The following is a 13,142-nucleotide window of genomic DNA, read 5'->3' as shown; positions in this document are numbered from 1 at the left end:
CAATATTCAACTGTTTCAAAAATTGATATATATCATTGATAATTAAATATTTAAATTCTAAAAATTTACAATGGCAGAATTGCAGAAAGATTTTTTGTTTGTACTGGTAAAGTCATTGACCACCTCAGAAAAACGTCAGTTTAAGTTATATGTAAACCGTCTCGGGATTAATGTAGATGCCAAATTTCTTTTGTTATTTTCCGAAATGGATAAAATGAAAGAATACGACGAAAGCATTATTATCGAGAAAAAAATTTCAACGAAACAGCAGCTTTCCAACCTTAAAGCCCATCTTTATAAACAAATTCTGGTGAGCCTACGCATGAACCCCAGTCATCAGAACTATAGAATTCAGCTTAGAGAGCAACTTGATTTCGCTAATATTCTGTATCAAAAAGGGTTATATAAGCAAGCTCTGAAAATATTGGATAAAACTAAAAAAGAGGCACTAGAGCTTGATGAAAAAAGTATTGCTTCTGAAATCATTGACCTTGAAAAAGTTATTGAATCCCAATTCATTACAAGAAGTATTGAAGGTCGTGCTGATGAATTGATCAGGCAGTCTCAGGAACTCAGCAGACAAAACCGATATACCACGAAACTTTCCAATCTTTCTTTGAAATTATACAGCGAAATGTTAACCCATGGCTATGTGAAAAATGATGCTGACAGACAGGAAGTTCTGGATATTTTCAATGAAGAAATAAAAAAAATCAGGTTTGATAAATTAAATTTTACAGAAAAACTTTGGTATTTCAAAGCCCATGTATGGAAAAACCAGCTTCTTCAGGATTATAAATATACGTTGAAGTACGCCTATCAATGGGTTGATTTGTTTCACAAAAAGCCGGAAATGATCTTCAGTCACCCGGTTTGGTACATTAAAGGAAACACTTATCTGTTGAAAATTTTATTCTTATACGGAAATATTGATATTCTGGAAGAGCATTTTGAAAATTTTAGTAAAACTGTGCATTCAGAAAGTTTTGCTCAGAATGAAAATCTTCAGTCACTGATCTTTCTTACCTACTCCAATACATTGATGAATATTCACTTTGTAAAAGGAGAATTTTTCACGGGAACCAAGCTTATTCCGGAAATAGAACTTAAGATGGACAAACTTCGCGAAAGAATTGATGAACACCATTTTATGATTCTATATCTTAAGATGGCTGCAATGTTTTTTGGCAGTAAGATGTATAAAAAGACAATTCAATATTGCATGAGAGTTATTGAGTCCAAAGGAAATGTACAGGAAGACCTTCTCTTTCATACCAGAATTCTGATCTTAATGGCTAAATATGAGTCTGGAAATGATGAAGATTATGATGAATTTGTGGCTTCTACCCTGAAGTTTGCCAAAAAAATGAAAAAACCGGAAGACTTCCATTTTGAGAGCATTCAATTTTTTAAAAACCTGAATAACGAAGTATTGGGCCAACAACAAAAAGCATTTGAAGTTTTTGATCAGAAACTGGAAGAGTTTTCTCATAATGAATATTACAGAAGATCATTGTTCTACATTGATATTCACGGCTGGATACAATCTAAGGTTCAAAATGTAGATGTGATTGAAATTATCAAGCAAAAAGTAAAGTATAAAAGGAAAAATTAATGGATTCTCTGAACCTGATTGTAAGAGTCCGGATGCCTGCGGAATGACAGAATATTAGTTTACAAAATAAAGTGATACCCTTTCATATTATCATTCCGCAGGAATCTGAACAATGCAATCAAGCTGATTTCATCACCTACTCAATCAGTTTATTTCCAGATTCTTTCTATAAAACTTAAAGCATTTTTATGGCTTATCTTTTCTACCAGTTCTGCTGAAAATCTTTCTTCAATTTCATTATTAATTGCAGGATATGCTGAGGCATCAGCATGGTCAGGAAAAAAGAATGGATGACGGGAAGTATCCGGATGGTCTTTCCAGTAAAAATAGTCTGCTCCGTAGGAAATACTGTCCTTGCCTCCAAGGTCCAGCGCATACTGGATATGGTCATATAATCTTTCCGGATGGTCAAGGTCAATATAATCTTTAATAAAATTGAGACCAATCAGGCCTTTTCTTCTGATCACTTCTTTGGCCAATTCGTCAGGAAGGTTTCTATTATTTTTATAGATTGTTCTGTAATTGGAGTGACTTGCCAGAATGGGAATGGAATATCCTTTCTGATCAACATAATTGAAAATATCATGGGCCAGCTGATCACTTGTATGAGCCAGATCAATGGCAATTTTTTTGTCAGCAATATAATCTATTAAAACTTTTCCGTCATCTTTTAGTCCTGCTTCAGCGTTGTTTCCTCCTCCGAAACGGTTTTCCAGATGGTGGGTAATGCCTATGTATAAAACTCTTTGTGTATTTTCAATAATGGTTTCCAGTTTTTTAAATCCGGAATCCAGGCTCTCATTTTCATCACAAAAGGACGATGCATTTTCTATAGAAGCCATCACTCCTACCCGGTTTTTATTTTCCGGGGCTTTATAATTTTCCTCATTAAACAGGAAAAAGTTTTCATTTTTTATCAGTTTTGAAAACAACAGACTTTGCTGCAGTCCATACATCGTACTGTCCTTACCGGTTCCGGAATAGATCGCCATTATCTGAAGTTTGACATTCCCCTCATTTAAATAAGGTAAAGAACACCCTATTTCCTTGTCATCAATGGAAGCATTAGCTCCCAATAAATAATATAACAGATCACAATGCAAATCAACGTTTATTGTACTCATATATCAATTGTAATTTAGATTTTCCTTTCAAATATAATAGTTGTCTTTATTTCTTCGGAGATATTTCAGAAAAAAAAGAAATTTTACAACAACTTATCCCTCTGAAAATATGAATCATAGAATCCCTTATTTTACGCTTTTTTTGGACCTTTAAAATACTACTATTAATGGCCCCCAATCATACTTTTGATGATTCTGTACTATTTAAAATATCTATTATGAGTCCTGCAACTTATCAAAAATACTTTTCAGGATATTAATTCTCATTCTAAATACATGTTAATATAGTATATTAACTAAAAAATGCGTATTTTTGCATCTTAAAATTTCTTAGTAAACAATGATAAAAATTACACTTCCAGACAATAGTGTCAAAGAATTCGAAGGAGCAGTTACTCCTCTAGATGTGGCAAAATCGATAAGCGAGGGATTGGCTAGAAATACCATTTCCGCAATTGTTAACGGTACACAAGTAGAGACGACCACCCCTATAACCACGGATTCTACGGTACAGCTTTTGACCTGGAATGATGATCTTGGAAAGAAGGCTTTCTGGCACTCTTCTGCTCACCTTTTGGCGCAGGCTATCCTTGAATTTTATCCTAATGCTAAGTTGACCATTGGTCCGGCAATTGAAAGCGGATTCTATTATGATGTAGATTTCGGAGATGAAAGTTTATCTGAAAAAGATTTTGAAAAGATCGAAAAGAAGATTCTTGAAAACGCTAAAAAAGGATCAACCTTCTCTCTATATCCGGTTTCTAAAGATGATGCTTTAAAAACGTATGCAGATAATCCTTATAAAGTGGAATTGATCTCTAATCTGAATGATGGAGAAATCACTTTTGTAACTCACGATAATTTCACAGATTTATGTCGTGGTGGACACATTCCGAATACAGGAATTGTGAAAGCCGTTAAAATTTTAAATGCTGCGGGAGCTTACTGGAGAGGAAATGAAAAGAACCCTCAGCTGACAAGAGTATATGGTATTTCTTTCCCTAAACAGAAAGATCTTACTGAATATCTTGAAAGATTAGAAGAAGCAAAAAGAAGAGACCACAGAAAATTAGGTAAAGAACTTGGAATTTTTGCATTCTCTGAAAAAGTAGGTGCCGGTTTACCATTATGGTTACCAAAAGGAACTGCTTTAAGAAGAAAATTGGAAAATTTCCTTTCTGATGCACAGAAAAAAGGCGGCTACGAATTTGTGATGTCTCCTCATATCGGGGCAAAAGAATTATATGTAACTTCTGGTCACTGGGATAAATACGGAGAAGACAGCTTCCAGCCTATCAAAACGCCAAATGAAGGAGAAGAATTTTTGCTGAAGCCAATGAACTGTCCTCACCACTGTGAAATTTACAAAACTTCACAATGGAGCTACAGAGATTTGCCAAAAAGATATGCAGAATTCGGTACTGTGTATAGATATGAGCAAAGCGGAGAGCTTCACGGATTGACAAGAGTTCGTGGATTTACTCAGGATGATGCTCACTTATTCTGTACTCCGGACCAGCTTTCTGAAGAATTTGAAAAGGTCATTGACCTTACGCTTTATGTATTCAAATCTTTAGGGTTTGAAGACTTTGTGACTCAGGTATCGTTAAGAGATCCTGAAAACAAGCAAAAGTATATCGGTTCTGATGAAAACTGGGAGAAAGCTGAAAGTGCGATCATTAATGCAGCAGAAAAGAAAGGCTTAAAAACTGTAATTGAATACGGTGAAGCGGCATTCTATGGTCCTAAGCTAGACTTTATGGTAAAAGATGCATTAGGTAGAAAATGGCAGTTAGGAACCATTCAGGTAGACTACAACTTACCGGAAAGATTTGATCTTCATTACATTGGAAATGATAATGAGAAACACAGACCGGTAATGATCCACAGAGCACCATTTGGTTCAATGGAGCGTTTCATTGCCATATTGTTAGAGAATACTGCGGGAGATTTTCCTTTATGGTTAAGCCCTGATCAGTTTATTATTCTACCAATCAGTGAAAAATATGTAGATTATTCAAAAAAAGTTTCACAATTTTTGGAAAATCACGATATTAGCGGTCAGATTGATGACAGAAATGAGAAGACAGGGAAAAAGATCCGTGATGCTGAATTAAATAAGATTCCATTCATGCTTGTGGTAGGAGAAAATGAAGAAAATGAAGGCACGATTTCTGTGAGAAGACGTGGAGAGGGAGATCTTGGAGTCATGAAAATGGAAGATTTCGTTGCTTACTTTAAAAAGGAAGCGGCCATTTAAAATTAGAAATTAAAAGTGTTCAAAAATATAAGATTGGTGTAAAAACGGAGATTTGATTTTTGAATACTTTAATAAATAGAAAGTTAACCAATAAAATTATAATACAATAGCACAAAGATTTAACAACAGGGGCCCACAAAGACGTCCTGTACAGGAGGACTTACACTTGATCAACGATAAAATTCGTGTGAGAGAGCTTCGTTTGGTGGGCGATAACGTAGAGCCAGGAATTTATCCAATTGACAAGGCAAGACAAATTGCTGCGGAACAGGAATTGGATTTAGTAGTAATTTCTGACAAGGCAGAACCTTTCATTGCAAGGGTATTGGAATATAAGAAATTCTTATACGAGCAAAAGAAAAAACAAAAGGAACTTAAGGCTAAGCAGGTAAAAGTGGTTGTAAAAGAGATTCGTTTTGGACCTCAGACTGATGATCACGATTATGAATTTAAGAAGAAGCATGCCGAGAAATTTCTTGAAGAAGGTTCTAAGCTAAAGACCTACGTATTTTTTAAAGGACGTTCGATTATCTTTAAGGATCAGGGAGAAATTTTGCTTTTAAAGCTTGCTCAGGAACTGGAGCATGTTGGTAAGGTAGATCAACTTCCTAAACTTGAAGGAAAAAGGATGATTATGATGATGAGTCCTAAAAAACCAGCAAAATAATTTAATCGTTATTTAATATAAAAAAACCTCAAAGTGATTTGAGGTTTTTTTATGTATTGATCTCACCATGTCAGCAACATCTTATTTTGAGCCTATGCTGATGTGGATTAAAAGCACACTTCACATCAAAAAGTAACTTTATTTTCTCTCTGAAATTTTGTTCTTTGGTCTCTTTTTGAAAATACTTGCTTTACTATCAGCATTTTACTCAGAAAAATTCATATTTTTGCGCCCAACTAATACCCCGAAAACTAAAATTTTATAATATTCATGAGACATTTACTATTTCTAGCATTTTTTTCAGCAGGCTCATTCTATGGACAATATGGGCAGGTAGATCTAACTTTTGGCAATAACGGAGTCCGTTATGATGCACCGAGTGGCGCCCCGAATATCCAGGTTACAAATGATGGCAAAGTTTTTTTAATGGTTAGTAACCAAATCAAAAAACTAACGAATACCGGTACGTTAGATCCTACTTTTGGCACCATGGGTGTTTTTTCAAATCCCAACCCCTATAACAGTATATATCTCTACTCTAATGGAAAGTTATTAACGCAGGAAGCCAACAGCTTATATACTACCAGAGTAAAAAGATTAAATTCAGACGGCACTACAGATACGGCTTTCGGTACTTCAACAAATAATAGTGTTGACTTTAATAATTCAGGATGCTCACCCTGTATTGAGAACCCGCGTATTCACCTTTCTAACAGCAATGACACTAATTCTTTTTTTATTCTGGCAAGTGATGGTTATTATATGGGAGGCCGTGGTGTAGTGGTTTTAAAAAACGAAACGGGTACTTCAGGATTTTCCATTTCACCGGTCTATATCCCTGCAATAACAGGTAGTACAGGAATTCATATGGGTACAGGTGCAGCAAAAATTCTTAAAGCTTCTGATGGAAGTTACTTTGTTGGTGGTGGCTTGTATAAAATTAATAATAATTCAGGTGTTAGCCATAGACAGGGTTCAAAGGCATTTATCGCCAAGTATTCTTCTCAGGGCTCTCAGGATAACAATTTTAATTTTTATGCTTCTCAGGGTTCAGATAGTGGTAGCAATGCCGGTGTAGATTATCAGCTGGATGCACAGGATAACGTTTATTTAATGGCAATGGATAATACCTATAACAGTGGTGCGTCATTATACTACTACCGAATCTATAAAACAGATAAGTATGGAAATTTAGACTACTCTTTCGGCAATACTAATTTTACGGGGCATTTGGATGTTTCTGCCGCTTTTTCATCTGTAACCGCCTATAAAACTAATTTTCGAAAAATGTTCATACAGCCGGATGGCAAAATTTTATTGGTCGGGAACACAACCTATATAGTAAATTCAACAACCACTCAGGATAAGGAAATACTACTAGCACGTTTTAATACCGATGGAACGCTGGATAGTACATTTGGAACGAATGGCTATGTTGTACATGATATTGACCCTACAGCTTTTGAAACTTTTGTAGATGCAGGAACTAATTCTGATATGACAGAAATCTATATAAGTGCAAATCTTAAAAACTCAGCAACGAATTCATTTATTAAAACGGCTATCGTAAAGTTTAAAAATATTTCTACCAATTTATCTACTAAAGAAAGTACTCCTGGTCAACAGCATTTATCATTCTATCCTAATCCTGTAAAGGATATTCTAAAATTCAATACCGAAGGAAAAGTAATGATCTATGATACAAACGGGAAACTGGTAATATCAAAAGATGATGTAGATGGGAAAAAAGGGATTGATGTCTCTGAGTTGATACAAGGGAACTACCTTATACAGGTAAAAAACACAAAAGAAACGTATAATTCTAAGTTTATTAAAAACTGATAATTCAAAATTAAGAATATTATTATCTTTGATATTTTCAAAATAAAATTAAAAAGTTCTCTAAATTTTAGAGGACTTTTTTTGTTTTAAACAAAATCAGAATAGAAAACTTTCTACTCTGATTTGAATATTACACGAGTCAACCTATTTCAGGACTGATTATTTGTACGTTTCTATGGAAAAGTTCTACCCTTCAAAATCTCCGCAATCATGCTCAGCAAAAAGTGGCAAGGCTTTTTTGGTTGTAAAATACTTGGAGAGTCTCTTGTTTTTTAATTCCAGTTTTTCACCTTCTATGATCAACTCATAAACAGGAGCTTTATCTATCTGTTTCAAAATGTAAGTTCTTTCAGAGGTTTTTAAAACAGTTGTATTTCCTTGATTTGAGAAAGAGAAATCATTGATTTCAAAAGTATCTTTTTCATCGCAGACATTGGTTAGTACAATTTTATTATGTGTTACAGATAAGCGAGCCAAGTCGCATGAATAACAGTTTCCGGAGAATTCTATACCATATTTTTCGTAGGTATTTGTACTTTTTGTATTCAATACGTCAATAGGAACCAATTCTGCAAAGTCGGCCGGTACAACTTCTTTTGAATCCGTATTTTTTTCCGGGGAAGTTATTGTGGAAACAGTTTCTGCTTTTACCACTGTAGAGCCTTCTTTTTTTACTTTCTTTTCTGTAGAAGGTGAACAAGAAGTTAACAAAATCATTGCAATTGAAAGGGTGGTTATTACGTTTTTCATAAAATCTAAAATAATTTACGGTAGTTAATTTATCATTGATAAAATTCTTCAAAATATACCAGCCAATGTATCCCTGTTTTCAGCCATTTATCACCCATCTTCAGGCATTTTTTTGGCTGCGGGTCCGGATACTGATACATTTGCCTAAAAATATACAAAATGAAAATTCTAAATCATTTCTTTATATCATCCATAGTAGTTTTTACAGCATGCAACCAGCAGAATAAAACTTCAGATCCCAACAAGGAAAAAATTGAAGTTAAGCAAAAAGTGGTTACATTGGCCGACTTCAAAAAAATAAAAGGGGTAGATAATGTACAGGATGTACCGTTTCAATTATTCACGAAGCGTGATTCAATACAGTTTTTTGTGGCTCCAAATAAAAATTCGCCCCATCTTAAAATGCCTTATAATAAGTTCGACAATTATTATGGGTTCGAAGAGTTTGATGACTTCTACTCTATTCATTACAGCATTAATAATACTATTTCGAACAGTATTGAAGCTTTTGTATTGAAGTCAGAGTTCACAGCAGCGTTTGATCTTACTTTGCAGGGTGTGGACCTTTATGAGATCAGAAGCAGCACATTGAGGGAATCAACTGATTTTAAGAACAAGTCTTTTAAAAAATTGGGTACTATTTCTGAGGTTTCAGAACAAGAATTTAAATCAAATTTTAAAAACCGGATGGGCGAAGCACTGGTAAAAAATCCGAATATAAAACTACAGGATGACAACTGGATATACATTGACAATAACAGAAAAGAAGTCATTACACAACACGAAAGTGTCTCTACAGAGACGGGACCATTGGCTAATGACTATATAGGACGATCATCTTATCTAAACCTGGAAATTTTCAAAGAAAATTCTGACGAAGTCGTAGACTCTTTCTATTCTTTTTATGATATAAGAAATGCCGTTTTATTTGAACTGGGTACAAATGGTTATCCCCAGATTCTTCCTACCAGGAGCTGGATTTCTTTTATCTCATCCAATAATGATGTGGGAAGTGATTTTGTTATCACCAAATATCTGCCACAAACCAAAAAACAGGAGAATCTTTTATATGTGAATTTTACCAACTTTAAAATTGCCGATGATAAAAAAGCATTCTGGACAGATAATCATACTTTTTACGCAGAGGTCTATCCACTTAACTCTGCTTCAGTTAGTGGTAAAAAGCAAAAGACAGCTTTTATAAAAATTCAGTTGAAGGCTAATCTGTTTTAGAAAAGATGTGTTTGAGCCTGAAAAATAAAAAACCCCTGAAACCAGCCAGTGTTTATCGTGATAAAGTCTGATATCTTTGCTCCAGTTATTTTAATGATATACAATGAAAAAAATAAGTTTAACCATTCTGTTTTCTTTACTAAGTCTGATCACTTTTGCACAATCGTTAAAAGTAGTGATTAAACAGGACGGAAAAATCATTGAGCCTGTCAATGATGTTTATGATCTTAAAAAATCACCATTCCTATTTGAAATTACGGCTCACAATCTTGAAGGCTTTTTAGTAGGAGCAACAACAAATAAGGATATTTACGGAGCGGCTCTCGGTGTTTACAATGCAGAGGTACCATGGTTTCAGAGTACAGGTATGGCAGAAGAACTCTACAACAAGGACAAAGAATTGTTTTTAATGGATCAGGCCCCGTCATACTGGTACTACACAGATGCAAAAGATCACCGATTCGATAAAAATCCTAAAGGTAATTTAAAACAATGGACAGCTACGCGTACTGTTACAAGATTTTTTGATGTGATGGTTGATCAACCTGTCAATCTAAAAGATTTTGAAGGCAGAGTTCACCTGTTGATGTATGAACCTGTTTATAACGACGAATATGATTTAACAGGAAAGAAGAATCTGTTTCAGGGAACGCTGAGATTCAAAGATTAAGATAAAAAACACCTAATTTTTAATTTTATATAAAAAAGGTCTGCTTTTACGATGTAAGCAGACCTTTTTGCTGTATGAATACGGATCCGTATCAAAAGTTCCCTCTTGAAAGTCTACCTGATCTCAAACTCTTATTATTCAATAATCAACCCGTATTCTATGGCCAGTTTAATGGCTGAGCTAAGATTAGAAGTCTGAAATTTTTCAATAAGATTTTTTCGGTGACTTTCTACGGTGTGTGGACTGATAAAAAGCCTTTCTGCCATTTGATTGGTCGTCAACCCTTTGGCTGCTTCTGCCAGAATTTCTTTTTCTCTTCGGGTTAATTTGGGAACCTGATGTAATCCGTCCGGCGACTTTTTATCTAAAACCGATTGAGTCTTCGAGCATAAAAAACGATGACCTTTATAAACGGTAGTAATCCCTTCCAGGATTTCGGAAACAGAAGCGTTTTTCTGGATATACCCCAAAGCACCTTCTGCGAGGGTACTGTTAATTACCGGCAGCTCATTATGAACACTCAATATAATAATCTGGAGGTTTCCATACTTTTTCTTTAAAGGTTTTATCAGTTCAATGCTATTTGTATCTACCAGATTAATATCCAGCAGCAAAATATCAATAGCCTGGTTTGCCAGACCTGCATTCATTTCTGAAACGTCTCTGAAACAGTCTACGACATCTATCGTATCACTATTTCCTAAAATATTTTTCAATCCTTCTAATAGAAGTGGATGATCGTCTGTTATGGCTACTTTTATCATGTTTAATGAATAGGAATTTGAAGTTCTATACTGGTCCCGATATTCAATTCGGAGATGATATTCATCGTTCCTTTTAAAAACTGGACTCTTAATTCTATGTTATGAAAACCTGCTGTTTTTCTCATGTCTAAGCCTGTAGGGTCAAAGCCTTTACCATTGTCCTCCACCGTAAGGTTTAACATGTTTTCTTCTTCACTTATCTGAATAATAATTTCGGAAGTATGGGCATGTTTTATGGCATTGTTAACCAATTCCTGAATAATTCTGTATAATATCAATTGCTTTTCCTGTGCTACGGAATTGCTGTAATTGATAAATTCGGTGTGAATTTCTAATGCAGTATTTGAAATGCGGGATGCGAACTCCCGAATGGCGACTTCCAACCCGTATTTCATTAATAAATCAGGCATTAGATTATGGGCTACCCTTCTTAATTCTTCCACAGCTCCGTCAATCTGGTTAATCGACTTTGAAATTTCCTCCTCAATGTTTTCTGATTGATGAGGATTCAAATAAGACAACTGAAGTTTGGTTCCGGAAAGCAGACCTCCCAATCCGTCGTGAAGATCACGTGCCAGGCGACCACGCTCCTGCTCTTGCCCTTCAAGCAATGCTGTAAGAGTAGATATTTTTGAATTTTGCTTTTCTTTTTCCAACGCCAGAGCATGCAATTCTTCTCTTTGTTTAATCGATTTTATACGTTGTTTATAGGCATAAAGCAATAAGAAAATCAACACAATAAAGATGGCAATAAAAACAATATAGTAGGTATTGATCTTTTCCTTGAACGCCAACAGCTTTTTATAACTATGGATGTCACTGTTCTTTTGTTCGGTTTCTAACTTTGCTAAACGAAGCTGCTGCTCTTTTTTCTCAGATTCAAGTTCTGAGAATTTAAGTCGTTCCCGCTGATTTTCCTCTACGAGCTTTAAGTTGTTGTACACTTGTTCACGCTGTGCCCTCAGTATGTTGATTAATTTAATCTGCTGTGCTTTTTTATCACTTTCCAATTGCAGCTTTATGTACTTCTGCTCCTGTCTTTCTTTATCAAACTGTGATTCTAATCTTTTGGTAATATCCAGTTTTTCCTGATCATAAACACTTTTATATTTGTCAACATAACTTTTATAGTACGTCAGTGCTTCTTTATAATTACCTTGCTCTTCGCTGATCTGAGATAGAGATTCAAGAAGAGATAATTCTATATTATGATCTCTCACCGGGCTTTTTCCGATTTCCATGGAGGCCTTTAGAAAGTAAGACTTTGCCAGATCATAATTTTTATCTTGCATAGCCAATTCAGCCAAAATCCCAAATGAAGAAGCAATATGGATAGCATCACCGGTTTCAAGACTTACGCTATTCGCTAATTGGGCATATTTCATTGCTTTCTCGCGATTAAACCCGGTGTATAAATTGGCTAAATTGATGGCTGCATAGGAAAGGCTGGTCTTGTTGAGCATAGCCTCTTTATTTTTATTGAAAGTTGTAATAGCCTGCAAATAAAACTGCTCTGCTTTATTTCTGAAGTCTGTATCCGACGGGTTTTGGGTATATTTTTGTTCATATACGTACCCCATTCGCATGTATGCATCAAAGATAAGGTTAGGGTTATTTTGTCTGGAAGCTAATAACAAAAACTGTTTGCTGTACTTTTCTTCCAGCTGGTACTCATTAAGGTTGGAATAAACGGTAGACAACTCTTTGGCTACATTACCAAATCTTCCGTATAATGTAGAAGTTGTAGGTGAATTTTCATAATATTCAATAGCCTTAAGGTAAGCCGCGACGGCATCAGTCGTTTTATTGTTACGGGTCAGAATCCATCCTTTTGCATAATGATAGTATCCTTTAGCCTCGTTATTATTCGTTTTTAAACTGTAAACTTTTGCTATGTCAAGACTTTTTAAAGACTCAGTTTCTTTATGATCAAGTCGATAGTTCATTGCCTGAACGGCATACAAAATAGTAGCGTATTTTCCATCAGACTCTTTGATTGCAAGGGCAATATTGGTTTCTAAAATCTGATAGGATTTGGATTTAAGCTGATGAAAAAATAAAGCTGTAGCGTATTTGGGAGCCAGATTCAATTGCTCTGCGGTTTTACCCAAGGCATGGCTATACTCTCTTTCTAATTTGCTTAAAACATCTTGTGCCTGCGCAAAAAACGGAAAAATAAACAAAGTGAATATCAATAATAACCTATGCATCAAACCC

At 35.0% G+C, this 13,142-nt stretch carries 10 protein-coding genes; 6 read left to right on the top strand and 4 right to left on the bottom strand.

Annotation, left to right across the window (positions count from 1 at the left end; translation table 11 throughout):
* Positions 1-70: 70 nt before the first annotated feature.
* Positions 71-1,615, top strand: a complete 1,545-nt coding sequence (locus tag C1631_RS01925) for a hypothetical protein (protein WP_109710069.1) — start codon at positions 71-73, stop codon at positions 1,613-1,615.
* Between the two features lie 149 nt (positions 1,616-1,764).
* Here C1631_RS01925 and C1631_RS01920 read toward each other — a convergent pair whose 3' ends face one another.
* Entirely contained in the window at positions 1,765-2,739 is a 975-nt protein-coding gene (locus tag C1631_RS01920) for a dipeptidase (RefSeq protein WP_109710067.1), read from the bottom strand.
* A gap of 340 nt (positions 2,740-3,079) precedes the next feature.
* On the opposite strand from C1631_RS01920, the gene thrS reads away from it, so the two are divergent.
* The 3 genes from thrS (at position 3,080) to C1631_RS01905 (ending at position 7,508) form a co-directional block, all read left to right on the top strand.
* Positions 3,080-4,999, top strand: coding sequence for a threonine--tRNA ligase (thrS, locus tag C1631_RS01915; protein ID WP_103249609.1), 1,920 nt, complete (start codon positions 3,080-3,082; stop codon positions 4,997-4,999).
* A gap of 166 nt (positions 5,000-5,165) precedes the next feature.
* A complete protein-coding gene (infC, locus tag C1631_RS01910; protein ID WP_027372223.1) occupies positions 5,166-5,666 on the top strand; it encodes a translation initiation factor IF-3 in 501 nt (166 codons plus the stop codon).
* A 270-nt stretch (positions 5,667-5,936) separates the two neighbouring features.
* Complete coding sequence (locus C1631_RS01905; protein ID WP_109710065.1) at positions 5,937-7,508, top strand: T9SS type A sorting domain-containing protein; 1,572 nt, start codon at positions 5,937-5,939, stop codon at positions 7,506-7,508.
* Between the two features lie 186 nt (positions 7,509-7,694).
* Here the strand turns inward: C1631_RS01905 and C1631_RS01900 are convergent, their stop codons facing one another.
* Positions 7,695-8,258 (bottom strand): hypothetical protein, encoded by a 564-nt coding sequence (locus C1631_RS01900; RefSeq protein WP_109710063.1) that lies wholly within the window; start codon positions 8,256-8,258, stop codon positions 7,695-7,697.
* Positions 8,259-8,417: 159 nt separating this feature from the next.
* Here C1631_RS01900 and C1631_RS01895 point away from each other — a divergent pair, with 159 nt between their 5' ends.
* Both C1631_RS01895 and C1631_RS01890 read left to right on the top strand, forming a co-directional pair.
* Positions 8,418-9,491 (top strand): resolvase, encoded by a 1,074-nt coding sequence (locus C1631_RS01895; protein WP_109710061.1) that lies wholly within the window; start codon positions 8,418-8,420, stop codon positions 9,489-9,491.
* 103 nt (positions 9,492-9,594) lie between these two features.
* The gene (locus C1631_RS01890; RefSeq protein WP_109710060.1) at positions 9,595-10,161 is read left to right on the top strand and encodes a hypothetical protein; all 567 of its coding nucleotides are present in this window, start codon (positions 9,595-9,597) and stop codon (positions 10,159-10,161) included.
* 134 nt (positions 10,162-10,295) lie between these two features.
* On the opposite strand, the gene C1631_RS01885 is transcribed toward C1631_RS01890, so the two are convergent.
* Positions 10,296-10,925 carry a response regulator gene (locus tag C1631_RS01885; RefSeq protein WP_109710058.1) on the bottom strand — a complete coding sequence of 210 codons (630 nt, stop codon included), beginning with the start codon at positions 10,923-10,925 and terminating at the stop codon, positions 10,296-10,298.
* A 2-nt stretch (positions 10,926-10,927) separates the two neighbouring features.
* Positions 10,928-13,135 (bottom strand): ATP-binding protein, encoded by a 2,208-nt coding sequence (locus C1631_RS01880; RefSeq protein ID WP_109710056.1) that lies wholly within the window; start codon positions 13,133-13,135, stop codon positions 10,928-10,930.
* Between the last annotated feature and the right edge of the window lie 7 nt (positions 13,136-13,142).

Source organism: Chryseobacterium phosphatilyticum (assembly GCF_002899825.2).
Classification (GTDB): Bacteria; Bacteroidota; Bacteroidia; order Flavobacteriales; family Weeksellaceae; genus Chryseobacterium; species Chryseobacterium phosphatilyticum.
This window is presented reverse-complemented; position numbering and strand designations above follow the sequence as displayed.